This window comes from Lachnoclostridium sp. An169, from assembly GCF_002160525.1.
GTDB lineage: Bacteria > Bacillota > Clostridia > Lachnospirales > Lachnospiraceae > Mediterraneibacter > Mediterraneibacter cottocaccae.
On record NZ_NFKT01000036.1, the window covers coordinates 1 to 24,484 of the forward strand.

General features: G+C 51.7%; 23 protein-coding genes and 1 pseudogene. 13 read left to right on the top strand and 11 right to left on the bottom strand.

The annotated features are described in order from the left end of the window. Positions 1-81: 81 nt before the first annotated feature. The 4 genes from B5F07_RS18705 to B5F07_RS18720 all read right to left on the bottom strand — a co-directional run bounded on the left by B5F07_RS18705 (position 82) and on the right by B5F07_RS18720 (position 4,332). Positions 82-1,662: a DUF4368 domain-containing protein gene (locus tag B5F07_RS18705; RefSeq protein WP_087162735.1), complete on the bottom strand. Its 1,581-nt coding sequence runs from the start codon at positions 1,660-1,662 to the stop codon at positions 82-84. A 71-nt stretch (positions 1,663-1,733) separates the two neighbouring features. Continuing rightward, on the bottom strand, positions 1,734-2,582 hold the full coding sequence (locus B5F07_RS18710; protein ID WP_330397886.1) for a patatin-like phospholipase family protein: 849 nt from the start codon (positions 2,580-2,582) through the stop codon (positions 1,734-1,736). Beyond that, positions 2,579-3,781, bottom strand: a complete 1,203-nt coding sequence (locus B5F07_RS18715) for a serine hydrolase domain-containing protein (RefSeq protein WP_162613175.1) — start codon at positions 3,779-3,781, stop codon at positions 2,579-2,581. The genes B5F07_RS18710 and B5F07_RS18715 overlap by 4 nt, the downstream gene beginning before the upstream one ends. Positions 3,782-3,786: 5 nt before the next feature. Beyond that, entirely contained in the window at positions 3,787-4,332 is a 546-nt protein-coding gene (locus B5F07_RS18720) for a TetR/AcrR family transcriptional regulator (RefSeq protein WP_087162737.1), read from the bottom strand. A 162-nt stretch (positions 4,333-4,494) separates the two neighbouring features. Here B5F07_RS18720 and B5F07_RS18725 point away from each other — a divergent pair, with 162 nt between their 5' ends. The 6 genes and pseudogenes from B5F07_RS18725 to B5F07_RS23750 all read left to right on the top strand — a co-directional run. Further along, positions 4,495-5,460: an alpha/beta hydrolase gene (locus B5F07_RS18725; RefSeq protein ID WP_087162738.1), complete on the top strand. Its 966-nt coding sequence runs from the start codon at positions 4,495-4,497 to the stop codon at positions 5,458-5,460. Further along, the gene (locus tag B5F07_RS18730) at positions 5,415-7,016 is read left to right on the top strand and encodes a tannase/feruloyl esterase family alpha/beta hydrolase (protein WP_087162739.1); all 1,602 of its coding nucleotides are present in this window, start codon (positions 5,415-5,417) and stop codon (positions 7,014-7,016) included. The genes B5F07_RS18725 and B5F07_RS18730 overlap by 46 nt, the downstream gene beginning before the upstream one ends. An 18-nt stretch (positions 7,017-7,034) precedes the next feature. Continuing rightward, on the top strand, positions 7,035-8,507 hold the full coding sequence (locus tag B5F07_RS18735; RefSeq protein ID WP_087162740.1) for an MFS transporter: 1,473 nt from the start codon (positions 7,035-7,037) through the stop codon (positions 8,505-8,507). A gap of 59 nt (positions 8,508-8,566) precedes the next feature. After that, a complete protein-coding gene (locus B5F07_RS18740; RefSeq protein ID WP_087162741.1) occupies positions 8,567-11,164 on the top strand; it encodes a family 78 glycoside hydrolase catalytic domain in 2,598 nt (865 codons plus the stop codon). A gap of 4 nt (positions 11,165-11,168) precedes the next feature. Continuing rightward, on the top strand, positions 11,169-11,939 hold the full coding sequence (locus B5F07_RS18745; RefSeq protein ID WP_087162742.1) for an MBL fold metallo-hydrolase: 771 nt from the start codon (positions 11,169-11,171) through the stop codon (positions 11,937-11,939). A gap of 27 nt (positions 11,940-11,966) precedes the next feature. Further along, a pseudogene (locus tag B5F07_RS23750) lies at positions 11,967-12,716 on the top strand (glycoside hydrolase family 3 protein); the annotation flags it as partial. A gap of 85 nt (positions 12,717-12,801) precedes the next feature. Here the strand turns inward: B5F07_RS23750 and B5F07_RS18755 are convergent. From B5F07_RS18755 to B5F07_RS18765, 3 genes are all read right to left on the bottom strand, one after another. After that, on the bottom strand, positions 12,802-13,431 hold the full coding sequence (locus B5F07_RS18755) for a CHC2 zinc finger domain-containing protein (RefSeq protein WP_087162744.1): 630 nt from the start codon (positions 13,429-13,431) through the stop codon (positions 12,802-12,804). A gap of 70 nt (positions 13,432-13,501) precedes the next feature. Next, positions 13,502-15,559, bottom strand: coding sequence for a recombinase family protein (locus B5F07_RS18760; RefSeq protein WP_087162745.1), 2,058 nt, complete (start codon positions 15,557-15,559; stop codon positions 13,502-13,504). Further along, a complete protein-coding gene (locus B5F07_RS18765; RefSeq protein ID WP_009260070.1) occupies positions 15,556-15,765 on the bottom strand; it encodes a transposon-encoded TnpW family protein in 210 nt (69 codons plus the stop codon). Before B5F07_RS18765 ends, B5F07_RS18760 begins: the two co-directional genes overlap by 4 nt. A gap of 256 nt (positions 15,766-16,021) precedes the next feature. Between B5F07_RS18765 and B5F07_RS18770 the strand changes: the two genes are divergently transcribed. The 4 genes from B5F07_RS18770 to B5F07_RS18785 are packed head-to-tail and all read left to right on the top strand — an operon-like array spanning position 16,022 to position 19,163. Further along, the gene (locus B5F07_RS18770; RefSeq protein WP_087162773.1) at positions 16,022-16,954 is read left to right on the top strand and encodes a hypothetical protein; all 933 of its coding nucleotides are present in this window, start codon (positions 16,022-16,024) and stop codon (positions 16,952-16,954) included. A 56-nt stretch (positions 16,955-17,010) separates the two neighbouring features. Beyond that, on the top strand, positions 17,011-17,925 hold the full coding sequence (locus B5F07_RS18775; RefSeq protein WP_087162746.1) for a hypothetical protein: 915 nt from the start codon (positions 17,011-17,013) through the stop codon (positions 17,923-17,925). Continuing rightward, entirely contained in the window at positions 17,918-18,928 is a 1,011-nt protein-coding gene (locus tag B5F07_RS18780; RefSeq protein WP_242972594.1) for a virulence RhuM family protein, read from the top strand. The genes B5F07_RS18775 and B5F07_RS18780 overlap by 8 nt, the downstream gene beginning before the upstream one ends. After that, the gene (locus B5F07_RS18785) at positions 18,864-19,163 is read left to right on the top strand and encodes a hypothetical protein (protein WP_087162747.1); all 300 of its coding nucleotides are present in this window, start codon (positions 18,864-18,866) and stop codon (positions 19,161-19,163) included. The genes B5F07_RS18780 and B5F07_RS18785 overlap by 65 nt, the downstream gene beginning before the upstream one ends. Here the strand turns inward: B5F07_RS18785 and B5F07_RS18790 are convergent. The 4 genes from B5F07_RS18790 to B5F07_RS22695 all read right to left on the bottom strand — a co-directional run bounded on the left by B5F07_RS18790 (position 19,156) and on the right by B5F07_RS22695 (position 21,666). Continuing rightward, a complete protein-coding gene (locus B5F07_RS18790; RefSeq protein WP_087162748.1) occupies positions 19,156-19,869 on the bottom strand; it encodes an HAAS signaling domain-containing protein in 714 nt (237 codons plus the stop codon). The genes B5F07_RS18785 and B5F07_RS18790 overlap by 8 nt on opposite strands. Then, positions 19,866-20,210 (bottom strand): PadR family transcriptional regulator, encoded by a 345-nt coding sequence (locus tag B5F07_RS18795; RefSeq protein WP_087162749.1) that lies wholly within the window; start codon positions 20,208-20,210, stop codon positions 19,866-19,868. The genes B5F07_RS18790 and B5F07_RS18795 overlap by 4 nt, the downstream gene beginning before the upstream one ends. A gap of 183 nt (positions 20,211-20,393) precedes the next feature. After that, a complete protein-coding gene (locus B5F07_RS18800; protein ID WP_242972595.1) occupies positions 20,394-21,380 on the bottom strand; it encodes a DNA/RNA non-specific endonuclease in 987 nt (328 codons plus the stop codon). Positions 21,381-21,498: 118 nt separating this feature from the next. Then, on the bottom strand, positions 21,499-21,666 hold the full coding sequence (locus B5F07_RS22695; RefSeq protein WP_162613176.1) for a hypothetical protein: 168 nt from the start codon (positions 21,664-21,666) through the stop codon (positions 21,499-21,501). Between the two features lie 266 nt (positions 21,667-21,932). On the opposite strand from B5F07_RS22695, the gene B5F07_RS18805 reads away from it, so the two are divergent. The 3 genes from B5F07_RS18805 to B5F07_RS18815 all read left to right on the top strand — a co-directional run bounded on the left by B5F07_RS18805 (position 21,933) and on the right by B5F07_RS18815 (position 24,452). Then, the gene (locus tag B5F07_RS18805) at positions 21,933-22,631 is read left to right on the top strand and encodes a response regulator transcription factor (RefSeq protein WP_242972596.1); all 699 of its coding nucleotides are present in this window, start codon (positions 21,933-21,935) and stop codon (positions 22,629-22,631) included. An 83-nt stretch (positions 22,632-22,714) separates the two neighbouring features. Then, positions 22,715-23,629, top strand: a complete 915-nt coding sequence (locus tag B5F07_RS18810; protein ID WP_087162750.1) for an ABC transporter ATP-binding protein — start codon at positions 22,715-22,717, stop codon at positions 23,627-23,629. After that, positions 23,622-24,452, top strand: coding sequence for an ABC transporter permease subunit (locus B5F07_RS18815; RefSeq protein ID WP_087162751.1), 831 nt, complete (start codon positions 23,622-23,624; stop codon positions 24,450-24,452). Before B5F07_RS18810 ends, B5F07_RS18815 begins: the two co-directional genes overlap by 8 nt. Positions 24,453-24,484 lie beyond the last annotated feature (32 nt).

The window sequence follows — 24,484 nt, forward strand, 5'->3', positions numbered from 1 at the left end:
GTCGTTAGCCATCTTTTTCTCTTTTTTATAGGATAAATTTCAGGGGAAGGCGTGACTCGCATGAGTCACGCCTTCCCCTGTTTAAAACTGTCTATTTCCCGACAGCCCCCTGCTTTTTCTTTCTCGTTCAATGGTCTGCTTGTCCTCGTCCTGCTTCAGTTCCCCGACGAAGTTCCAAATAATCTGGATTTTCTGCCGCCGGTGGCCGCTGGACTTGTCCGGCGCATGGACGATAATCTTCTTTACAAACTCGTTGACAATCGTAGGCGTGAGTTCGGTAATCCCTACATACTTCCGAATAACCGCCGCAAAACTGTCAAAATCCGCTTTGTCCTGCTCGTAGGTGCTTACCATTTCCCGGTCTGCCTTGACCTTTTCCGTCAGTTCTTTCTGCTCCGCTTCATACTCGGCAGATAACTTCAAAAACCGTTCGTGAGAGATTGTGCCGGATATATCGTCCTCATAGATACGCTTGAAAATCCGGTCGAGTTCCGCTATCCGTTTCTCGGCTTGGGCGATTTCCCGTTTACGCTTTTTTGCCGCCCTTTCCGCTTCCTCAAACCGCTGCTCATACACCGCTTTTTGAAAACGCATAATATCCTCAAAAAACATGGCGGTTACATCGAATATCCGGCGCAGCACAAACCGTTTCAGCGTTTCCTCGCGGATAAAGTGCATGGTACAATCTCCCGTATTGCTTTTGTACCTCGCGCAGCGGTAACAATCCTGCTCCGGGGTCATGTTCTTGCCCGTAGCAAAATGCAGTTTGCTTCCACAATCGGCACAGTAGAGTAAGCCGGAGAACAACCCTTGCCGTTCCGCTTGTTTGGCGGGGCGGCGTTTGTTTGCCCGAAGTTCCTGCACACGCTCAAATATATTGCGGTCAACAATAGCGGGTTGTGTGTCGGGGAAAATGCGGCAATTCTCCGGGGCGTTTTGCAGACGCTTTTTCAGTTTGTGGGATTTGGAGTAGGTTTTGAAGTTCACCGTACACCCCGTATATTCGGGGCGTTCCAAAATCCCCCGTATGGTTTCCATAGACCAGCGATAAGGATTGTCCGGCATGGGCTTCCCGTCCCGTTTTGCGTAGTACGCTTTGACGGTCAAAACCTTGCCGGTGGTCAATATCTTTGCTATCTGCATCGGCCCTTTCCCAGCAACGCACAAGTCAAAAATCCGCTTGACGATCTCGGCGGCTTCCTCGTCCACAATCCACTTTTTCTTGTCATTGGGGTCTTTTGCATACCCATAGGGCGGGTTGCTGCAAAGATGTTCCCCGGCGTTGCCCTTTGCCCGCATAACCGCGCGGATTTTCTTGCTGGTATCGCGTGCGTAGAAATCGTTGAACAGATTGCGGAATGGGGTAAAATCGTTGTCGCCCTTGTCGCTGTCCACACCGTCGTTGATGGCGATATACCGTATATCGCGCTCGGCAAAGAAACTCTCGGTGTAATAGCCGACTTTCAGATAGTCCCGCCCCATGCGGGACATATCCTTGACGATAACCGTTTTGACCTTTCCCGCTTCCGCAAGCCTTATCATCTCATTCCAACCGGGTCTATCGAAAGTTACGCCGGAAACGCCGTCGTCGATGAAAAAGGTTGGGTTGGGAAAACCGTTCTCCTCTACATATTTGAGCAAGATTTTCTTTTGAGACGGGATTTGTCAAGGGTATTTTCTGCGCAGAAAACGGAACAGGGATACGACTATGCTGCATAGTCGTATCCCTGTGTTCATTTTTCGCCGCATAGATATTTCTGAACGGCGGTAAGGCTTGCGAGTCCGTCTTTCACGCCAAGGTCGTAAACGGACTGGAGTATATCGGAATTTTTCTCCATCCGCCCAATTTGTATGGGACTTGAGGGACGGATGACAAGGGCTTTCCCCGCGGCTTCCAATTCCTTGAGTTCTTCGATTGTGTGATGATACAGCGCATGGCGATGCAGCAGCTTTTCAGCCATCGGGCTCTTTCCAAACCACAGTCGAATCAGAGCAGGCGACATGGGCTTTTTGCGGTATTCCATATCCCGCGTGAGAATGACAATCCGTTTTTCGCAGCCGAGGCTTTCGGCAAAGCGGAATGGAATGCTGTCGGAAATGCCGCCGTCAAGATAGGGCTTTCCGTCAATTATCACCGGTCTTGACACAAACGGCATGGAACCGGATGCCCGAAGTGCATCCATCTGGGCAAAGACGCTGTCGATTTTGATGTACTCTGGCATTCCGGTTTCCACATTCGTCACAACTGCGTAAAACGGAATCCCGGATTTTTTGTATGCCGCATCGTCAAAGGGGTCAAGCCTGCGGGGGACATCCTCATAGGCGTATTTTGTGCTGACGATGTTTCCCTCCCGCAGAAGCGGACGGAGACCCATATAATTCTTATCCGAATTGAACCGCTTATTATAGCGAATCACACGCCCCTTTTGCCCGGACAGGAAATTCACGCCAAACAACGCTCCGGCAGATACGCCCACAACACAGTCTGCCCTGATTCCGTGCTCCAGAAAAACATCCAGCACGCCGGCGGTATACATCCCCCGCATGGCGCCGCCTTCCAAAACCAAACCGACACGCATCATGACCGGTCACCTGCAAACCGGGCAAAAACCAGCTCCTCAATTTTTGCGCTGATGTAGGAGCCAGAGCCGCCAAGATCGGTGCGGTTTGTGACCCAGACGCAGGAGAGCTTATCGGCGGGGCTGATAAAAAAGTGGGTGCCAAATGCACCGCTCCAGCCGTATGTTCCGGCAGTGACAGGCAGTTTGCCCTTTTCGGGGTCCTGGCGAATTTTCACGCCCAGTCCCCACACCTGTCCGGGATCGGGCTCCAGGTGCATGGCAGGCGCTTCCGTGTGCATCCGTTCCACGGTTTCCGGTTTCAGAATGACTTTGCCCCTGTATGTGCCGCCGTTTGCCAGCATCTGGACGAAGCGGTCGTAATCCGTAAGGGTGGAAAACAGGCCACCGCATCCGGCAATATAGCCGGGACCTCGGTGGAGCATCCCGTCCATATCCTCCTTTGTTCCGGTAACATCCACCAGTTTTCCCTTTTTGCGCTTGTAGGCGTGGACAAGGCGGGCTTTCTGGGCTTCTGTCGGCCAGAATGAGGAATCCGTCATCCCCAGCGGTTCAAAAATTTCCCGCTGAAAATACTCTGCTGCATCCATGCCGGAAACCACCTCAATAACCCGGGTCAGCATATCAAAACCAGCCAGCGGGGAGTATCCCGTGCCTGTCCCCGGCTGAAAATCCAGCACATACCGGCTGAAAACATCTGCCTGCTGGGAGAGGCTCTCTCTGACCGACTTGTCTTTCATCATGGCAATCAGGCCCACTATGCCCTGTGCAAGGCCGGAGGAATGGCTCAGCAGATCTCTTATGGTGATTTCTCGGTCAGCAGGGACTGTTTTCACCCGGTCCATTCGGAAAAAAAGCAGCTTTTGCAGCAGTGAAAGCATATTCATTCCCGGCTTGAACTCATATCGCTTATCGGCGCAAACCTGCATATCTTTGAATTGCGGAAGGAATTTGGACAACGGGTCATCCAGGGTAATCAGCCCCCGATCCATCAATTTCAGAATACCCACCGCTGTTACAGGCTTGGTCATGGACATCATGCGGTAGATGGAGTCGTATTCGACAGGTGCACCTGCCGCCACATCGGCATAGCCCCACTTGTTTTGATAGACAACCTCTCCCGCCTTGCGCACCAGCAATGCTCCGCCGGAGATTTCATTGTTTTTGACATACCCGCTGATTGTTTGATCAATCTGATCCATATCTACTACAACTCCTTTTTGGTTAAAGCTTCCTGCCTGGGCATCAAATTGATAATTTTTCGGATGCTGAAATTCTCCGGCAGGCTGCCCATTCCCCGCTTGATCCATTCATCCACCATGCCGTACAGCGCACCCGCCAGCGCTGCTCGGGCATAAGACTCTTCCTCATCGACCTCAAATGTGGTGCGGCAGCAGGCAAAAATGTGATCTTTAATGAGGTGAGACGCATTGTTTTCATACAGTAGGCGAACCAGATGTCCGTTTGCGCGGTACTGCTCCAGAAGCTCCGGCCAGAAGTCCGTATAAAAGCTTTCAACCTCTTTCTGGCTGAAGTCCCGCCACCATTCGTCAGTGCATTTTTTCAGGTGCTGGACAAGAATATCGTCCATGGAATCAAAATTCCTGTAAAACGACACGCGCCCCACACCGGCGCGGGTACACAGCTCGGACACATTGATTTTGCTCAACGGCTTTTTCTCCATGAGCTGCAGCAGCGCCTGGGTCAGGCTTTCCATCACCATATCATGAGCTTCGTTTTTTCGTTCCGTCATCTGTTACACTCCCTGCAGCTTTGTTTCACTTGCTGAAAAAAGCCGCTTTTTTTCTTGCATTTTTTCCGTAAAGTGTTACACTTGTTTCATAGCAATTGTACACAGGCGTTCCCGATTTGTCAAGGCGAATTTCGGCATTTTCACAGGCAGGAGGTCGGAAGCATGGGATTCACAGAAAACACCCGGCTCAGGGAGATTTACAATGCAGAGCACCTGAAGCCGATCCGGGACAGTCTGATTTCCGGGGGGAAATTCTTTGCGGAAAACAGCTGCCTGACGCTGGCACAGGTTCAGCAGCGGAATCCCACATGGTATGTGGGGGATATGCTCTACGGCCTGCGGCGGCTGGAAGAGCCATACAAGGTCTGCTCCGTATATGGCGGTGAAGAAGACCCCCGCATGGCCGCCGTGAAGCTGACCTGGCTGCCCGCACGGGAGAAAAAACACGAGACCTTTTTCATTCTGCTGGCAGGCGGTGCTTACGGAGCGGTGTGCACCATGGTGGAGTCGCTCCCGGTGGCGGCAAGGCTCAATGAGCTTGGGTATTCCTGCTTCTGCCTGAACTACCGCACCGCGGTGCAGGAGAGTTTTGTTCACGGCTTAATGCCGCAGCCTTTGGAGGACCTGGCGGCGGCATGGCGGTATATCCGCGGCCATGCCGATGAATTTGGCGTTGACCCGCAGGACTACGCAGTGTCCGGCTTTTCCGCAGGGGGCCATACCGCAGCCCTCTGGGGGACGGAAAACCTGGGTGCAAGAAAATACGGGCTGCCCCAGCCGAAATGTCTGATTCTGGGCTATCCGCTGATTACCATGGAAAACGTGCCGGAGGGCCCTGTAAAAAAATATATGTGCACCGGAATGTTTGGCGCAGGCTTTACGCAGAAGGATATCCGGAGATATGATGCCAGCCGCCATATTGACGCAGGTTATCCGCCCGTATTTCTGGTTCGTGCATTGGATGACCCCACGGTTTCAAAAAAGGACGGAGACGGCATGAAAATGGCACTGGGCGAAAAATGCCGCATTTTTGAGGCAACAACCGGCGGACATGGATTCGGCCTGGGCAGCGCCACACCACTATGCGGCTGGGTGGAAGCCGCAGCACACTGGATGGAGGAATTGTGATGCTGGAAAAAGACAATGTTCATTTTTTTGATACCTCCGGGCTATCGGAAACCCCGGGTATCCGCGGGCGCTGCAATGCGGACTATCTGACCAAAGCGCTGAAGGCCCGATTTCCCGGCGAAGAGTTCACAGTCACCCGGGCGGAGATCAACGACACAGGTAAATACAAAAGCAATGTTAATATTCTGGTAAAGCTTCTGTGGGCAAAAACCGACTTGGAGGGCCTGCCGCCCTTCTGTCATGTAGTTATCAATCACAAAACCGGGACGGCAGAGGAAAACATCATCATCTGGAGCCCCCTTGCCTGGAATGACCGGTTTGCCGGGACGGCGGGTGGCGGCAGCAGCACCGGCAGCTACAGCCACATTACCGTGCCCAATAATGTGAGCCGGGGCTGGACGATACCCTATGCCCTCATCAACGGCTTCACTGCTGCCATCACAGATGCGGGCAACGAACAGTACGGCAATACCTGGGGGCAAAATCAGCAAACCGGTGAAATCTATTGGGACAGAATTGAGAACTGGCGTGCCAGAAGCACCCACGATATGACGGTGTTCGGCAAAGCTGTGGCGGAAATTCTCCACGACCGACCGGTTCGGTATGCCTATATGAACGGCGGAAGCGGCGGCGGGCGGCAGAGCATGGCGGAAGCGCAGGAGTTCCCGGAGGACTATGACGGAATTTGGGCCTGCTGCCCAGCCATTAACTGGGCAAAATTCATCATCTGCGGCTTCTGGCCACAGGCGGTGATGCGTTCCTACGGGTGTCCGCTGCACCCCAAAAAGCTGGAGTACTTTGCCGATGCCCTGCAAGCTTCCGTAGGCGGCCCGGACGCCTATTATCGTCTGGAGCAGCATCCGGTGAAATTTGACCCCGTTGTGCTGGTTGGGCAGAAAACCAAAGCGGGGGTGATTACCCAGACCGATGCCGAAATCATGCAGAAAATCTGGGAGGGTCCACGGCGGAAAGACGGCACGCCCTATTGGTTCGGTTTTCAGCCGGGGCAGAAAAACTGGAACAAAATCATCCCCATCGGCTGGTTTTACTATCCTCTGTTCAAAAAATGGCCCAAGCCTTTCCCTCTTGCAGATATCTGGGCCCGGTGGGTCACGGGTGACCCGAAGCAGAACTTTGACAAAATTACCATGGAAGAGCTGGAGCCGCTTTTTGACGCCAGCAGCGAAAAATTTCCCACCTGCAACATTGATAATGCAGATCTGCGGCCCTTTGCTGCCCACGGCGGCAAACTGATGATCGACCACGGCTGGGACGACCCCTTGATCCCCACCATGGGAACCATCGACTATTATCAACGGATGGTTCAGATTGTCGGGGGCCGTGAACAGGCGGACAAATTCTGCCGCCTGTATATCACCCCCGGCGATAATCACGGCAACTGTGTCGGCAACGGCCCGGGTATCACCCAGACCGACGGCATAAAGGCGCTTATAAACTGGGTGGAAAATGGCATTGCACCACAGGAGATCCGTGTAGTACAGGTTGACAAAAAGACCGGCAAAACTATCTGCGAGAGAACACAGAAACCATATTAAAAACCGGAGGGAAACATCATGGCAAAAAATCAGAAGCCCCAGCCCGAAGGCTGGCGAACCACAAGGACAGAGCGTATCAACTACTATATTGGCGACATCGGCCGCAGCCTGGAAGGGTACATAGTTACGGCGATGATGACACTGTTCCTGCTGTTTCAGGGAATTGACCTGATTAAGGTTTCTGCTGCGATTCTGGCAGTAAAGATCATTGATGCCTTTGACGATATTATTTTTGGATTTTTCATCGACAAGCTGGATATCAAGAAAAGCAAACTTCTGGGAAAGCTGGCAGGAAAGGGCAAATATCTGCCCTGGTATCGGGCGACCTTCTTTCTGTTCCCGATTTTTACCGTTATCTTCTTCCTGATGCCCCAGAATGCGCCGGAAGCAGTAAAGCTGATCTGGTTCACTGTCACCTACCTGCTGTATGATTTCACCTACACGCTGGTGGAGGTGCCCATGAACTCCATGATTGTTTCACTGACCGATAATATGGAAGAAAGAGATACCATCCTCAAGAACAAGGGCATTCTTGCCGGCATATTTACCATGCTGGCAGGTGTTATCTGGACGGTGCTCATCAGCGAGCATGTCGGCCTGCCTATTCAGGCAGTGGCATTGGTTTCCTCGGTGCTGTTCTTCTTTATGATGCTTCCCCTTGCAACCAAGGTCAAAGAACACAACGCCGAACTGAAGAATACGGAGGAAGCACAGTCCGCAGAGCACTATTCCTTTAAGGATATGCTTGGTTGTATCAAGACAAACAAGTATATGTTTATTATTTTGGTCAGTGTTCTGCTGTATACCGGCCTGCAAACCGGCGGTTCTCTTGGTACCTACGCATCCTTTTACCTTTACGGAAATTCTCTTATTCTGATTATACCGATTGCCATTGCATTTATTCCGCAGACCATCGCTCAGTTGAATACAGACCGGCTGTGCCGTAAATTCGGCAAGAAAAAAGTCTTCCTGGTATGCGGCTTGCTGGGGGCAGGAATCTATTCCTTAATCTACTTCAGCGGCTATCATAATTTTGCGCTGATCACCGTGCTTCTGGTGCTTCAGGCTATGCCAGGCAATATTTCCCAGATTGCAAAGACATTTTTCACTCCGGACACCATAGAGTACACCCGCTACAAAACCGGCAAGGATTGCTCCGGCATCTTCTTCTCGCTGAACGCCTTTGTCAATAAGCTCAGCAGCAGCATCTCGGCTTCTTTGGGCCTGTTCCTGCTGGGTCTTTCCGAGTGGGTGCCTGTAAAAGCGGAAAGCTTTGAGGAACTGGCCGCACTCAATATAACCCAGACGCAGGGCGCGCTGGATTCTCTGTGGATCATTTATATGCTGATTCCGGCAATCGGTACAATCCTCAGCGTTCTGGTCATGGTTTTCTATAAACTGAAGGACAAGGATGTTGCCCTAATGGCAAAATGCAATGCGGGCGAAATTACCCGTGAGGAATGCGAGGCACAGCTTTCCAGAAAATATTAAATGCACTGCAAACGCGCCTGTGGGCTTTCACGGGCGCGTTTTGAAAAGGCGGAGAAACTATGCTGAAAATACTCGATTTAAAAACCAATCACCGTAGCGAACCTTTGGGGATTGACGGCGTCCCTTACTTTGGCTGGAAGCTTTGCAGCAGCGAAAAAAATGTGACCCAGCAGGCCTACCAGCTGACCGTGGAGGATGTGCAGACGAAAGAAGTCGTTTGGGACAGCGGGGCGGTGTCCTCTTCCCAAAACAGCTTTGCAGACTATGCGGGCGCACCCTTGCATTCCTGCACGGAATACCGCTGGACGGTTCGCGTTTGGGATAATCACGGGGAATGTGCGGCGGCGAGCGCAGACTTTGAAACGGCGTTCCTTTGTACGGAGGACTGGAAGGCCCGGTGGGCGGAAAGCACGCTGGAGCGGGTTCCCGACCCGGATTATCCCATCGGCGCTTCCTGCGCACCGGTGCTGTTCCGGAAGAATTTTCGGCTGCCGCAGCAGCCCGTCCGCGCCAGACTGTATTCCACAGCATACGGCGTGTATCAGATTAAAATCAATGATCGCCGACCGGATGACCGGGAATTTGCACCGGAGTTTACCTCCTACGCCCATCGGCTCTACTACCAGACCTACGATGTGACAGCGCTGCTTCGCAGCGGGGACAACATGATGGAAATGTATGTAGGCGACGGCTGGTACTTCAGTGCCTTTGCCAGCCCTGTTGCAAAACACCCCCACGCATCCCCCGGCGTTCTTTTTCAGCTGGAACTTTGGTATGAGGACGGCACTCGGGGGCATATCATCAGCGACGGCGCCGAAAGCTGCGAGCTGTCCTATATTCTCTGCTCTGACCTGTTTCAGGGCGAAAAGCAGGATTTTACGCAGAGGCAGCAGATCCCGCAGCCGGTGGCTCTTCGGGATTACCCCATGAATATTCTGAGGGCCCAGCCCATGGATCCTATTCGGCCGGTGGCAGAGCTTCCTGCGCGGAGAGTTTTTCGTTCCCCCAAAGGGGAATGGATTGTCGATTTCGGTCAGGTGCTCGCCGGGCGTGCCCGGGTTCTGCTGGACGCCCCGCGGGGGACAACCGTAACGCTGGAATATTTTGAAGAGCTCGACTGCGATGGAAACTACCTGAACACCATGTTCGCCCCACAGCGGGATGTGGTTGTTACGGGGGATCTGCCCTTTGTCCACGAGGCACTGTTCACCTTCCATGGCTTCCGCTATCTTCGGGTGACCGGGCTGGATATTGTCCGCAAAGAGGACTTCACAGCGGTGCTTCTGACCACAGAGAAAGCAAATATCGGCAGCTTTCACTGCTCTGATGCACGGCTGAACCGGCTGTATCAGAATGTCCGCTGGTCCCAGGCCGGGAATATGATGTCGATTCCTACCGACTGCCCCACCAGGGAAAAGGCAGGGTGGACGGGAGATATGCTGATTTATGCGCCCACAGCGCTGTTGAACGAGGATGTGACACCATTTTTTACAAGCTGGCTTGCCGCTCTGCGGGATGAACAGGCAGAGGACGGCGCAATCATGGTTACAGCCCCTTATGCAAAGATGTACCATTCTGTGATTTTGGACGCCTGTAAGGTATTTGGAGACACAAAGCCCACCGGGGTGGCGGGGTGGTCGGACGCCATCGTCTGGGTGCCCTATGCCATGTATCAGAGCACCGGGAATATCCCTGTATTGCGGGAAAACTATGACGCCATGTGCCGTTGGGGCGACTACATCCTGCGCAGATCAAAAGAAAAACGCGGCAGCATGAACATCCCGTATGAATACGACCAATATCTCTGGAACACCGGCTTTCACTTCGGTGAATGGCTGGTGCCCTCCCGCCCGGACAACACCGGCCGGCAGTACGGCATCTGTGAAGAATCTGCTTTTTATGCAGCCCCGTTTTTTGGTTACAAGACCATCCGCTACCTGGCAGACATTGCAAAAGTGCTGGGAGATAAAGATAAAGCAGCCTGTTACCGGGAAGAGTCCGAGAAAATGCGCAGAGCAATTCAAAACGGAATTCTCCGTGCAGATCTGCTGCCAAGGCACCTTATGGGCGGATATGTACTGGCCTTTGCCTTTGACCTGGTGCCGGAGGACCTGCGGGACGATTTCAGGCAAAAACTGGTGTCGCTCATCCATGAGCGTGGAGACTGCCTGGACACCGGATTTCTGGCAACGCCGTTTCTGCTGGATGTACTGATGGATTTAGGAGAGGAAACGCTGGCAGAGACCATCCTCTGGCAGTCCAAACGCCCCGGATGGCTCTATGAGGTGGATCACGGAGCAACCACGATCTGGGAAGCCTGGGATGCGGATGAGGCGAGAAAAGGAGGCCGCTTTGTCAGCTTTAACCACTACGCCTTTGGCTGCGTGGATGATTTTCTTGCCCGCCGCATCGCGGGGTTGCAGCCGGAAGCGCCAGGATATACAAAGGTTCGCATTGCTCCCCGGCTCATGGGTGGGCTGACTTCTCTTGACAGAACCTTTTACTCGGAAAACGGAGAAATTCGTATTTTCGTAAAAAAAGACAAGCTGTCGGTTACCATTCCCTGCGGTGTGACCGCAAAAGTTGAATGGGGCGGAGGCGTCACGCAGACAGGAAGCGGAACCTATACCTTTGACCGCTTCGGCAGAAAGGAGTAAGGTCATGCTTTTTCACGCACAGGTGGCAGAGGGAATATTTCTGATTTCCTCGGATATCAGTGGGCCGAACAGCGACGGCCGCTCCTTAAAACCCGGCAGAGCCACAGCCAATTCCTATCTGGTCGTCGGGGAGGATAAGGCGCTGCTGTTTGATTTGGCTGTCAACGAACCGGGGGTTGTGAACTATGTCCGGAGTCTGACCGATCGGCCTGTATTCCCGGTTCTCAGTCACGGACATATTGACCATGTGTATCATCTGGAGGACTTTTCCGAGGTTTGGCTTCACAGCGGGGATATTCCCCTGCTGAAAGGCAAGGGGATCGGCACACGCAAAATAAAGCCCCTGCCGGTCATTCACGAGTTGGCAGACGGCGATACCATCGACCTCGGAGGCAGGCTGCTGGATGTGATCCATATTCCCGGTCATACCATGGGAAGCATTCTTCTGCTGGACAGAAATACGAAGGTGCTGCTTTCCGGGGACACATTTACCCGGCGGCTGCTGTATGGGATTTCGGGGGTTGTGCCGATGGATGAATTCTGCAATCGGCTGCGGCGGCTGTGGGACGTCCCTTTTGATTATGCGCTTTCCGCCCATGACCGCTGCGCACTCCCCAAAGAACATCTGCGTACCATGCTGGATGCGATTACCCATGACCTGCCCAATGCAGAAAAGAAATTTTCCATTCCCTTTGCAGGAAAGCTGTTGTGCCTGACACGGGGGGTTGAAACAGAGTTAGACTACTTTGATATGGCATATTGGAAGAAAGCGTGAGGTAATATTATGATTCATAACAACAGGATGGCAACATCTGACCCATTACCAAGCACCCGCGAAAAAGCAAACCGGGAGACTTCTGCCCGCGTCGCAGAGGAAGGTATTGTTCTGCTGGAAAACAAAGGTGTTCTGCCCTTTGACAGCGGTGTAAGCACCATTGCCCTGTATGGCAGCGGAGCACGGCACACCATCAAGGGAGGAACCGGCTCCGGGGATGTAAATGTACGGGATTATGTTACGGTGGAACAGGGACTGCTTAACAGCGGGTACTCCGTTGTGACCGGGGAGGTTTTGGCCGAATACGACGGGATTTTGCAGAATGCCCGGCTTATCTATGATGCCTCCGTCCGAGAGCGGGCAAAGGCCGGTGCTTTTGCAGGGCTGATTGCCATGATGTCCAATCCTTTCATCCCTCCCGTATTCCCCGGCCTGACGGAAGAAGTCCTTTGCCGGCATCCGGCGGATGCGGCGGTTTATGTTCTGTCCCGGAATTCCGGGGAAGGTGCTGACCGCAGAGCGGTCCCCGGGGACTATTACCTGAGCGAGCAGGAGATCAGCGACATCACCCTACTGGCAGGTCAATATCAGAAATTCGTCCTGCTTTTGAATGTGGGCGGCGTAGTGGAACTGTCCCCGGTGAAAGACCTGCCCGGCGCAATCGTTCTTATGGGGCAGGGCGGCAGCGGCTGTGGGGATGCCGCCGCAGCGGTGCTGTCCGGCAGAGAGACACCCTCCGGCAGGCTGACGGCAACCTGGGCCGTGCAGTATGCGGACTACCCGTTCGCCGCAGAATTCGGGGACATATATGATTCCTATTATAAAGAACAGCACCTCGTTGATGTGCCTGCCATCGTACCACTCAGGCCACGCCTGCGGTGTCATATCCATTTTCCAATTCCTCCTTGTAAAGTTCCTCTAATCTCCTTCGCAGGCTGTCCAGCTTTCCGTCCGCCATCTGCTGCTGAACCACTTCGGCACGTTCAAAAGAATCGCCAGCACAAAGAATATCTAAGTAATATTCCGTCTGGTCGAGTTTGTGACAGGCTTCCACAAACCGTGCGTGAACAGGTTCATAAGACAATTTTGGCGCATACCGCACCTTCCAGTCCCGCAGCACACGGGCATAATCGGACAGAACAGAAAAGCACAGCCGCTCGTTTTCCATAAGCTGCTGTGCTTCTGTTCGGATGCGCTTTGCATGGAGCGCCACTGCGCTGGGCGGTTTATCCGGGGAAAGGTGAAAGTCTGCTGCCAGCTTCTGCGCTGCATCATAGAGCGGCAAGCCGAACAGCTTTGCGGTGAAATCAATCACATCGCCGTGTTCCCCACAGGCAAAGCAATAATAGTGGTCGTCTGCCACATATAAGCTGGGATGCCGGTCGTTGTGAAACGGACAGAGCGCCATGCCGTAATGGTTGACCTCCATGCCGTATCGCTCCGCTGCCTCCCGGCAGCTTACGCCGTATTTTACAATTTCAAAAAGATTCATCGTACCTCCATTTCTGCGCAAAAAACAGCGGCCTACCCGTTTAGGGGCAAGCCGCCGTTCGCGTCTTATCTTATGCTGATTTCGTTTCTTTCTCCGGCGCTGCCGGTTCGTTCTTCGCTTCTCGCAAGGCTTTCTTTCGTGCGCCCTGCCGCTTGATCTGTGCCGCATACCGACAATCATCACTGCAATATTTCACATCTGACCTCGTTGTAGTGAACACCTTGCCGCAGTTTTCGCAGGTACACGCCCGGCTGCGGCTCTCCGCCGCCTCCTGCCGGTAAAATTTGGAGCGGCAGTTGGGGCCGCAGAACAGGGTGTTCGTCCGCTTGGATGCAAATTCCTGCCCGCAGCACTTGCAGGTCAGCGTGAAGGGCTGTCCGACAGCGTGTTCACCAGCCTTGATTTTCTGATAGCGCTCCCGGCTTTTGATTCGGTGCCGTTTGAGCTGCTCCTGCCGCTTGATTTCTTCCTCGCTCAGCTCCGTGACAGGCAACTCAAACCGCCCGATGAACCGCAGATGGATCTCCACTTCCTGCATCCGGTCACCGTCGATCTTTTCCGGGGCGTGGACGATGATTTTCTCAATAAACTCGTTGATCATGGGCGTGGTCAGCTCGGAGAAGTCCGTGTACTTCTTTGCCAGCTCCAGAAACTGCTTGGCTCGGTCGGTGTCCTCGGCAAAGGCGGACATCTGCGTTTCCATTTCGGAGACAGATTCCGTCAGTGCTTTTTGCTCCGCCTCATATTCCGCCAGCAGACTGTCGAAGCGTTCGCCGGTAATGCGCCCGACGGCAAAGGATTCATAGAGCTTCTTGATGATGGTATCCAGCTCAGAAATCCGCTTTTTCTCCTTGTTCAGCCTCCGCTTGGTTTCCTTGGCCGCTTCTGCCTGTCGCAGTTGGGAGGCGGAGCGTACCTTCTCCAGAAAAGCGTCCCGGTCAGAGATGGCAAAGGTACTGGCTGCCCGGATGGTTTCCAGGATCAGCTCCCGCAGCACCTTGCTGCGGATATAGTGTCCGCTGCAAGCGTGGGTGCGTTTCTGATGTGCCAGTGTATAGGTGGAGCAATCGTAAAAATCCGACGGATAGAGATTGTTCTTCGTGCCACCTCTTGAGCGGTGGTTCATCATCTTGGCTCCGCAATCGGCGCAGTACAAAAGGCCGGTCAGCGGATTCGCTTCACCCAGCGTGTCGATGCGCTTTGGCGTCTTGCGGAGCTTTTGCGCAAGCTCCCATGTTTCCTTATCCACGATGGCCTCGTGGGTGTCCTCAAAAATCAGCCAATCCTCCTTGGGATTCATCACGGCATTTTTATCCTTGTAGGACTGCTTGTGGGAGCGGAAATTCACCGTATGCCCCATATACTCCGGCTTGGAGAGGATTTGTCCCACGACATAGCCGCTCCAGTTATAGGGATTGGAAAATTCCTCTTTGCTTTTCCAGATGCCCTTGCCCTGCTTGCCAAAGTACACAGCAGGTGTTTCCACCTTATCCTCAAAAAGAATACGGGCAATATCGTAGGGACCTTTGCCCTCGATGGTCAATCGGAAAATACGCCGCACCACGGCAGCCGCTTCCTCGTCGATCAGCCAATGGTATTTGTTCTCCGGGTCTTTCTTGTAGCCATAGATGGCACAGTTGGTGGTGGGCTTGCCGGATTCCCCCTTGACACGAATGGCGGTTTTCTGCTTGCGGCTCAGGTCGCGCAGATACCATTCGTTCATGATGTTGAGGAAGGGGGCAAACTCATTGCTGTTCTGGTCGTCACTGTCCACGCTGTTGGCGATGGCGACAAAGTGAACACCGTGCTGCCGGAAGAATACCTCCGTGTAAAAGCCAGTTTGCAGATAGTCACGCCCCGCCCGGCTCATATCCTTGACGATCACATGGGCAACTTTGCCTGCCTCAATATCTGCGATGAGCTGCTTCCATGCCGGGCGCTCGAAATTGCCGCCGCTCCAGCCGTCGTCCGTATAGTGCCGGCAGTTGGTGTAGCCCCTCTGCTGGGCATAGCTTTCGAGATATTTTTTCTGATTCACGATGGAATTACTATCCCCGGCGTTGTCATCGTCACGGGACAGCCGCTCATAGAGAGCGGTAATTTTGCTTTCAGTCTGTTTCACGCTCATGATGCGCTCCTTTCAGACTGTCGGCTCATTTGTGGTGTCTCCATTATACCATAGGTTCCGTCACTTGTAACCATATCATTGCGTACAATCCGTAAAATTTTATCCTCCATGGTCTCGCCGCCGCTTTCGTTGAACACGACTCTGACCTTGTAGGTGGTGCCGCCGATTCGGCGGATGATAAACTGTTCTCGTTTGTTCTGCTCCATACTGTCCCTCCTTGAAAAACTCATCGTATTTTGGTATACTGATTGTGGTTCCGGCGATTGTAAGCCGAATGTGTCATATCTCTTTTCCATGGCGTTGCCGCGCTCTGCGTTCCTCCTTTTCCTTTGTTCTGCGTTGAGAAAGTAATCCGAGTAACTGTACATCAAATTACTTCTCACTAATAGGAGAAATACGGGGTGTAAATCGGAACTGTTTTTGAAAAAAAGAAAAATTCTTTTTCGGGGAGGTGAAGCTGTCGTGGAACCATGGGAGGATGAACTGCTGTGGGATGATGATTTTTCCGATGAGGAAGAAGATACCGAGGAGCAAATAGAGGAAGCCGACCTTGAAATGGATGAGGATAGCTTTGCCGATTGGGAGGATGCGTCTGACGGTGCGCCGGAGGACGAGACGCTGGAGGAAGCGCTTGCCGAGGAACGCACGCTGGAGCTGGAAAGCGAGCTGGAGCAGGACGAACACCCCAGAGACTATCATGCCGAGCTGGAGGACGAGGAAGAGGAAGCCGCGCCCACCAGCGAAAAACGGCTCAAACGGGAAATTCGCGCAGAAGCTTTGCGGCGTTTAGAGGAAGCAGCCAGGACGGAATCCGATTTTCTGAGCGTGGTAGACGAGTGGAACAAGCTGGACAGAAATCGGGAGCGCCGGGAACGTGACCACGAAAACCTGCGTGGGGATGTGCCGTTGGAGTTTCAGGCGGTACCTGATCCGAAGATTGCTCCCCTCTGGATGAATCTGCCGAGGTTCCGTCAGCTCTGTCAGGGAAACTTCCTCGACATCATCTTCTCCTGTCCCTACGAGTTGCACGAGCTGACAGCTAACCGCTTTCTCTCCAAGCTCTTTTTCACCCTCAGTGATGAACAGAAAGAAGTGCTGTATTACCTGTTCGTCAAGCAATACAGCACCACAAGGCTTGCCGCCATCCGAGGTCAGTCCGACCGGAACATCCGAAAGCTGCGGATGACCATTCAGAAGAAGCTGCAAAAGCGGATGTACGAGCATCTGAGCGAAAAGCTGGAAAACGATCATGGCCTTACGCTGCGGGAGCGCGAGTTCATGGAGGAATATGAAGCGTTGCTGCAAACCATGGGGAAGGATGCCGTGATTCGCCGGGAAAACAAAACAAAACCGAGAAAAAAGAAAGCCGCCCTTGACGATGCCAAGGACGGTTGATACAATAGTAATACGGTTAATATATAGATGGATTACGAATTGAGAGGAACAGCGTTATGAACAATCTGTTTGCGCAGTCCCGTTCCCACTGGGTGCGGTATGACCGCTATGAGATCAAGACCGGCAAGGACGGAAAACGCTATATTACGCCGGAGAAAACGGCAAAGCCCGATGTATATAACCCGCTGAAGGAATCCTCCGAGATGGTGCTGGAGGCGCTGAATGTGGGAATGCTGATGATGAACCGCAGTCTGGAGGACGAGGTGGAAAAGGCAATCATGGCCTTTGTGACCCATTACGGCCTGTTGGGGCTGATGACGGCGCTGCCCACCACGCCGTCCTTTATGGACTATGAGGCAGTCTATCTGCCGAAGAATCACTTCATCAAGGAAGAAAGCATGGCGACAGAGGATTACCTTGCTCTGTTCTATCCCTTTGACGAGCTGGATGTAGTGAAAAAAGGCGTGGAATCCAACTGGAATGTCTCCAATGACAGAACGATGATTGCCCTGACGATGACCTTCATGGATGAGCCGATGGCGAAGAACATGAGCTTCCAGCGGGAGTATGCTGAGCCGTATGACTGGGTAGCGCAGCAGTTCAAGGATTGGGCGTTCACGCTGACCACATCCATTCTGTACTACAACGACTACGACAGCATTGACGAGGATACAAGGAATCTTTACCGCAAGGCCATGGCTGCCTTCGGTGGCATTGCGCCTACTTATCATATTGAACTGCTGGAGAAACCGACCATCTATTGGGACTTCCATTCGTTGCTGCTGGGCATCCAGATGATGTTCAGCTTCATGCTGGTGGACGATGCGAAACCCCTGCGGCTGTGCAAGCACTGCCAGAAGGTGTTCCTCGGCAGCCGGGCCAATTCCGCGTTTTGCAGTGCCCGGTGCAAGAATCAGTATAATGTCTATAAAACACGGGCAAAGAGCCGGGAGGATAAAGACAATGGATGAGAATATGGCGCTTACCCCGTATGAAACAAAAGAAATTTTGTTTTATAAGACCGATAACGGGGATGTCAAGGTTGAAATTCTGCTATATCAGGAAAATTTGTGGCTGACACAGGCAAAGATGGCGGAGCTGTTTGAAGTGCAGAAAGCGGCCATCTCAAAGCATCTGAAAAACATCTTTGCCTCGGGTGAGTTGATGGAGGATTCAGTTGTTTCCATTTTGGAAACAACTGCGGCAGACGGGAAGAATTATCCTACAAAATACTATAATCTGGATGCAATCATTGCGGTCGGCTATCGGGTAAACTCCAAAAAGGCCACCATGTTCCGCATTTGGGCAAACAGGATATTGAAGGAGTATATTATCAAGGGCTATGTCATGGACGATGAGCGCCTGAAAGAGCCGCAGAACTTCTTCGGGAAAGATTATTTTGAAGAACAGTTAGAGCGCATCCGTGACATTCGCGCCAGTGAACGGCGCTTTTATCAGAAAATCACGGACATATACTCCCAATGCAGCGCAGACTATGATGTGGACAGTCCTGTTACAAAAGAGTTTTTCGCCACCGTACAAAACAAGCTGCATTACGCCATTACAAAGCATACCGCAGCGGAGATCATCTATGACCGGGCAGACAGCACGAAACCGAATATGGGCCTGACAACATGGAAAAATGCACCAAGCGGCAGAATCCGAAAATCCGATGTTGTGATAGCGAAGAACTATCTGGACGAAACCGAGATGAGTAGCCTGAACGAAATTGTCACAATGTATCTGGATTATGCTGAGCGGCAGGCGCGTCGTGGAAACATCATGTATATGAAGGATTGGGTCGCACGGCTGGATGCGTTTTTGCATCATAATAAATTCTCTGGACTACGCGGAACAGATGCAGGAAAAGAGCCGGGAAAGATGGCGTCTGACCGGTTTTATTTTCCTGATGTTTCCACTGTTCTGCGGTCTTCTCCTGTTTGCCGGACTCTGCTTTTTCCTGCCGTTCCTTGACACTGCCGCTGATCCGGATTCCGGATTTGGCGCCGCCCTGCTGACGATTGCCATGACCGCTTTTCTCATGAGGACATGGCTTCCCTCCATGGTATTATATGGACTCATAAACTGGTACTTTTCCCGATATATGAGCCAGGGGAGAAAGCTTCTCATCAAACGGATCATATCGGTTGCTGCTGTCATTCTGATTCTGGCGGGAATTGCCGCAGGTTTCTTTTATCCGCTCATCTGACGGAAGATGAATGACCATTTTCCCGCTTCTTCATCCACCGCAGCGAGATCACCAGCGTCACAATATTCAATATGAATCCCGGTATTACTTCGATCGTCGTTGTGCCGATCAGCATGATCCACTGGGCGTAGTCACCGGTCCCTGAAATGAGGGGACCGGCAATGCTCAGAATCAGTCCTGCTGCCGATATCGCCGCATATATCAGGTACTGCTTCTTCCCGCCTTTTTTCCCGCAGGATGCAAGAAAATATCCCGCCAGGCATCCGAGGATAAGCCCGGCTGATGTCAGCCAGTATCCGGCGCCCGAGCCATTGCCGACTGCTGTTCCTGCCACAAAAATTGATGTAGGGCCATCAGCACCGCCGATCAGATTTTCGATTCCCGCCATCTTCCGTCTGATCTGCCACAGATTCATTCCGTACTGCACAGCTCCAAGAACAATAAGCACGATCAGGAAAAGAAAGAGAAACCGTACCGGGCTTTTTCTTATCCGGTAATCCGAAAATTCCTCGTTAAATCTCTCTGCGACTTCTTCCGGGCTTCCCAGCTCCGCAAGTACTTCGTCCACCGTCTTCCCTTCCTCCAGTTTCAGATGAATCTCTGTTCCGATATCGCCGTTTATCCTGGCTTTCATCTTCGATGGAAGTTTTAAGTTTCTCTCCAGTGCATTTACATATTTCTTGATCTTTTTCTGTTCTTCTGTCATTTTCCTTCCTCCCCGCACAGACGGTCCACACATGCTGAAAACCGCTCCCATATTTCCTGATACTCTTCCAGAACACGTTTTCCGTCTTCCGTAATCTGGTAATACTTTTTCGGACTTACGCGTCCCTCCCCTGTCTTCCAGGAAGCCCGGATCAGTCCGTTATCTTCCAACCGGTACAACACAGGATAAAGCGTCCCTTCTTTCAATCGAAAGAAACTTTCTCCTTTCTTTTCCAGTTCCTGAAGGAGCTCATATCCATAAGTATCCCTCTCACAGATCAGTCTCAGCACAACCATATCCAGAACTCCCTTTTTCAACTGCTGCGCAAAACGGCTCTCCATGCTCCTCCTCCCTTCTCTTTCCGACAGCACATTCGGCATAATTTTTATATATATTTTGTTATTTTATATATTTAGTATTACTAAATATTTTATAACATAAATCCACAAAAAAAGCAAGCAAATACAGAGTGATTATTTCTAATCCGCTTCTCTTCTTTGCCTGCTTTATTTTCAGCTTTATATTTATGGCTTGCATCTGCCGCACGGCTCATATCCCTGACTGATCAGATCCTCGCGGCTTCCGGTATAAACTTCCTTATTTTTCTCCTTCATATCATCAACACTTGCACAGTCCGGATTATGGAATTTCCGGGTATTCGTATTCAGGACGTATTCCTGTTCCGCTGCCGTATGTGAATCTTTCTGCTCATCTTCCGCATCTGTCTCTTCCCAGTTCTCTCCGGTGGAGTAATCGATGACAATCTCCGGCTGCACGTTGTAGACATAGACATTAAAGCAAATGCCCTCCCCCTGATCCTCCACGGATTCGGCTTCCATCTGCACACCCGATGCCACCAGATTATCTCCTTCAAATATCGGAGTCACCCGGTACAGAACATGATTCTCTGTCTCATGCACGTACTCGGCAACCATATTTTCAAAGGGGAGCATCCCCTCGGTATTCATATATCTTGTGCCGGTAATCAGATTCTCTTCATTGGCATTTTCTCCGGAAAGCTGATAGCCGATCAGGTGACAGCGGTTGTACACATATCCGCCGTCTACAATGTCATATTCATGGTTTTCCCATCCGGTAGGGACAACGCTGCTGATATCCTCCCGGTCTTCCGTGGGCATCAGATCCTCTCCGATACACGCCTGGGCCGTACCGCATCTTCCCAGCCCGTCCAGTTCGCTGTATGTCTCATAAGACACCGTTGTGAGCTGCTCTTCTTCAAACTCCGGCTGATTTTCATTGATTTCCACATAGGGTTCCCCTGTATACTCGGGAACTTCCTGGACTGTCTCATAAGTCTCCGCGGAAGAATACGCCGCCGGTGTTCCTTCTGTAGAGGCAGGTAAGGCGGGCACTGTGCCGCAGGCTGTCAGCCCGACAACCAGAACTGCCATGACTGCGCTTACCCGGCACCACTTCCGCTCCCCATGCTGCGCACGTATTTTCTGATTCTCCCGATGAATAATCTGACTTAATTTATTCTCCCTGAACATTTTCTCCCCTTTTCCGAACGCATAAAAGGAAAGCAGCTCTCATCTGATCTGATAAACTGCTCTCCTGTTCGAGTCATTCCGCATATCTTTCATATGCCTGCTGCCCTGCACGCCTTTCCTAGCGGATATTTCCGCCTCTCCTGCGCGGATCCTGCGGCGGCCTTACGGGGACGCGCACTCTCTGAGGTTCGGGAATCAGTCCCGGAAACAGCCCGTTGAGTACGTCCTTTACTTTTTCTCCAAGATCTGTATATAAAATAAATTCATAGAAATATTTCTTCAACATCTGTATTACCTCCTGTCCAGATTTTGCTTCTGAAAGTATTCTATCAGAAGTTTTCTGTAAAGTCAGCCGTTTTACCACTTATTTTATAATTGTTTATAATTCCTTTATCTTTTTTTCAAATGCTTTTCTATTGAATTTTCTTCTGTCTGCCACTAAAATAACGTGTATGATCATGACCTTCCGCCCGACGGCGGAACGACTGCTGATCGAGGACTGATCATAATAAAGACTGATCAATAAAGACTGATTTAGTGGAGACTGACTTAATGGAGACTAAATTTATGAATGTACAGGCAAAGACAATTCTGATTGTTGACGATGATATCTATATCGGCGATATGCTGGAGGAAGTACTCACAAAGGAAGGCTACACTCCTGCACGTGCCTATTCGGGTACAGAGGCGCTTTTATATCTTTCCTCCCGCAGGCCGGATCTGATTCTTCTGGATCTGATGCTGCCCGGGCTCAGCGGGGAGGATCTTCTGCCTGCCCTGGAAGGAATCCCGGTTATCGTTATCAGTGCGAAAGCCGAAACCAGTGATAAGGTAGACCTTCTGATGGCCGGGGCATCCGACTATATGACCAAGCCATTTGATACCGCAGAACTTCTGGCGCGGATCGCGGTACAGCTCCGGAACGCCCCTTTTTCCGGCCGCACATCCATCCTTGCTTTTGGTGGCATTGCCCTGGACACGATGACACATTCCATCACCGTCTCCGGCACTCCGGTCCATCTGACAAGGACGGAGTATGCCATTTTAAAGCTCCTGATGCAGAACCCTTCCCAGGTAATCACCAAGTCTCTTCTTCTCGACAGAATCAGCCGGGATACGCCGGACTGCGTGGAAAGCTCTCTGAAGGTCCACATTAGCAACTTGCGAAAGAAACTGAAAAATGTCGATAACAACGATTACATTGAATCCGTCTGGGGAATCGGTTTTAAAATGCGTTCGGAACTTAACTGAATCTTTACCATTTCCTTTACCGTTTTCTTTACTCCTGCACGGTACATTCATTCTGTAAAAACACTGTAACAGGAGGTTATGTTATGGAATATATTCTGACAGCTGATTCGCTGTGCAAACATTACCGGCGCTTCAAGGCGCTCGACAATTTCTCTATTCATGTACCCAAAGGGGCGATCTATGGCTTTATCGGGAGAAACGGGGCAGGAAAGACAACCCTGATCCGCCTCATATGCGGGCTGCAGATTCCCACTTCCGGCACATATACGCTGTATGGAGTCAGCCACCGTGAAAAAGGGATCAGGAAATGCCGCCGCAGGGTCGGCGCCGTTGTCGAGACACCTTCCATCTATCTTGGCATGACTGCCGAAGAGAATCTGAAAGAGCAGTACCGGATTATCGGACTTCCTTCTTTTGACGGAATCGAAGAACTTCTGGATCTGGTAGAGCTTAATAACACCGGAAAGAAAAAGGCCCGGAACTTTTCCCTCGGAATGCGCCAGCGCCTTGGTATCGCCATCGCTCTGGCAGGGAATCCGGATTTTCTTATCCTCGATGAGCCGGTGAACGGGCTCGATCCCCAGGGAATCATTGAGATGCGGGAACTGATCCTGAAGCTGAACCGGGAAAAAGGAATTACTTTTCTGATCTCAAGCCATATACTGGATGAACTCTCACGCCTTGCCACCCACTACGGTTTTATCGATTCAGGGCGCATGGTGCGTGAGATCAGTGCACGGGAACTGGATGCTGCCTGCCGCAAATGCATTCGTGTCCAGGTATCCGATATCCATGCCCTGGCGCGGGTTCTCGATGAAATGGGAGCCGAATACAACATTTTTTCTGACACAATGGCCGATATCTATGCGAAACCCAACATTTCCCAGCTCACACTTGCCCTCTCCGAACAGGGATGCGATGTGATATCCCTGACAGAACGCGAGGAAAGTCTGGAAAGCTATTATGTTAATCTGGTAGGAGGGAAGAGCGATGAGTAGATTATTGAATGCGGAATTTAGCCGCTTGTGGAAAAACAGATTTTTCTACATGCTTCTTCTGTTTATGTTTGCCTTTGGGCTGGTCGTACAGATTTTTCAGTATCTTGACCACACATACACCGGACTGGACTGGCAGACAGAAACAGGCTTTTTTGCCTACTCCTGTGTAATCGGTATCCTTCAGGCAGCTTTTATCAGCCTCTTTACCGGGACGGAATATAGCGACGGTACGATCCGCAACAAACTGATTCTGGGACACAGCCGCAGCGCCATATACCTTGCCGTACTGATCGTAAACACAGCCGCCGGGCTTTTGATGTGTATCGCCTTCATGTTCGGCTCACTGCTGACCGGCCTGCCCCTGTCCGGCTTTTTTACCAATGATATCCGGATGATCCTCGTGATGGTTCTGTGTACTTTTTTCATGACTCTGTCCTTCACATCACTGGCTCATCTGACAGCTATGCTCTGCCAGAGCCGGGCGGCTGCATCTGTGATCAATCTTCTGTGCGTATTTCTCCTGCTGTTCTCCTCCGTCATGATCCAGGCACGGCTGCAGGAACCCGAATTATATGAATATTATTATCTGAACGATGCGGGGGAAGTAAGTCTGAGTGATCCGGAGCCCAATCCCGGCTATCTTCGTGGTACGAAGAGGCAGGTATATGAATTCCTGGATGATTTTCTTCCCACAGGACAGTCCCTTGCACTAACGCAGCTTGAAGTGGAAAATCCTCTCAGACTGGATCTTTACTCCGCAGCAATCACCATTGTATCAACAGGCGTTGGGATCTTCGTATTCCGCAGGAAAGATATCAAATAAAATTCAAACCGGGCAAACACGGTTCAGAAAAG

Excerpts from the sequence above, each read along its gene's own strand:
- B5F07_RS18815 (WP_087162751.1), top strand. The coding sequence starts at position 23,622 with ATGAGTAGATTATTGAATGCGGAATTTAGCCGCTTGTGGAAAAACAGA.
- B5F07_RS18810 (WP_087162750.1), top strand. The coding sequence starts at position 22,715 with ATGGAATATATTCTGACAGCTGATTCGCTGTGCAAACATTACCGGCGC.
- B5F07_RS18730 (WP_087162739.1), top strand. The coding sequence starts at position 5,415 with ATGCGGCTGGGTGGAAGCCGCAGCACACTGGATGGAGGAATTGTGATG.
- B5F07_RS18785 (WP_087162747.1), top strand. The coding sequence starts at position 18,864 with ATGTTTCCACTGTTCTGCGGTCTTCTCCTGTTTGCCGGACTCTGCTTT.
- B5F07_RS18760 (WP_087162745.1), bottom strand. The coding sequence starts at position 15,559 with ATGAGCGTGAAACAGACTGAAAGCAAAATTACCGCTCTCTATGAGCGG.
- B5F07_RS22695 (WP_162613176.1), bottom strand. The coding sequence starts at position 21,666 with ATGTTGAAGAAATATTTCTATGAATTTATTTTATATACAGATCTTGGA.
- B5F07_RS18775 (WP_087162746.1), top strand. The coding sequence starts at position 17,011 with ATGAACAATCTGTTTGCGCAGTCCCGTTCCCACTGGGTGCGGTATGAC.
- B5F07_RS18720 (WP_087162737.1), bottom strand. The coding sequence starts at position 4,332 with ATGACGGAACGAAAAAACGAAGCTCATGATATGGTGATGGAAAGCCTG.
- B5F07_RS18790 (WP_087162748.1), bottom strand. The coding sequence starts at position 19,869 with ATGACAGAAGAACAGAAAAAGATCAAGAAATATGTAAATGCACTGGAG.
- B5F07_RS18740 (WP_087162741.1), top strand. The coding sequence starts at position 8,567 with ATGCTGAAAATACTCGATTTAAAAACCAATCACCGTAGCGAACCTTTG.
- B5F07_RS18805 (WP_242972596.1), top strand. The coding sequence starts at position 21,933 with ATGGAGACTAAATTTATGAATGTACAGGCAAAGACAATTCTGATTGTT.
- B5F07_RS18780 (WP_242972594.1), top strand. The coding sequence starts at position 17,918 with ATGGATGAGAATATGGCGCTTACCCCGTATGAAACAAAAGAAATTTTG.
- B5F07_RS18795 (WP_087162749.1), bottom strand. The coding sequence starts at position 20,210 with ATGGAGAGCCGTTTTGCGCAGCAGTTGAAAAAGGGAGTTCTGGATATG.
- B5F07_RS18715 (WP_162613175.1), bottom strand. The coding sequence starts at position 3,781 with ATGGATCAGATTGATCAAACAATCAGCGGGTATGTCAAAAACAATGAA.
- B5F07_RS18755 (WP_087162744.1), bottom strand. The coding sequence starts at position 13,431 with ATGAATCTTTTTGAAATTGTAAAATACGGCGTAAGCTGCCGGGAGGCA.
- B5F07_RS18765 (WP_009260070.1), bottom strand. The coding sequence starts at position 15,765 with ATGGAGCAGAACAAACGAGAACAGTTTATCATCCGCCGAATCGGCGGC.
- B5F07_RS18725 (WP_087162738.1), top strand. The coding sequence starts at position 4,495 with ATGGGATTCACAGAAAACACCCGGCTCAGGGAGATTTACAATGCAGAG.
- B5F07_RS18800 (WP_242972595.1), bottom strand. The coding sequence starts at position 21,380 with ATGTTCAGGGAGAATAAATTAAGTCAGATTATTCATCGGGAGAATCAG.
- B5F07_RS18710 (WP_330397886.1), bottom strand. The coding sequence starts at position 2,582 with ATGATGCGTGTCGGTTTGGTTTTGGAAGGCGGCGCCATGCGGGGGATG.
- B5F07_RS18745 (WP_087162742.1), top strand. The coding sequence starts at position 11,169 with ATGCTTTTTCACGCACAGGTGGCAGAGGGAATATTTCTGATTTCCTCG.
- B5F07_RS18735 (WP_087162740.1), top strand. The coding sequence starts at position 7,035 with ATGGCAAAAAATCAGAAGCCCCAGCCCGAAGGCTGGCGAACCACAAGG.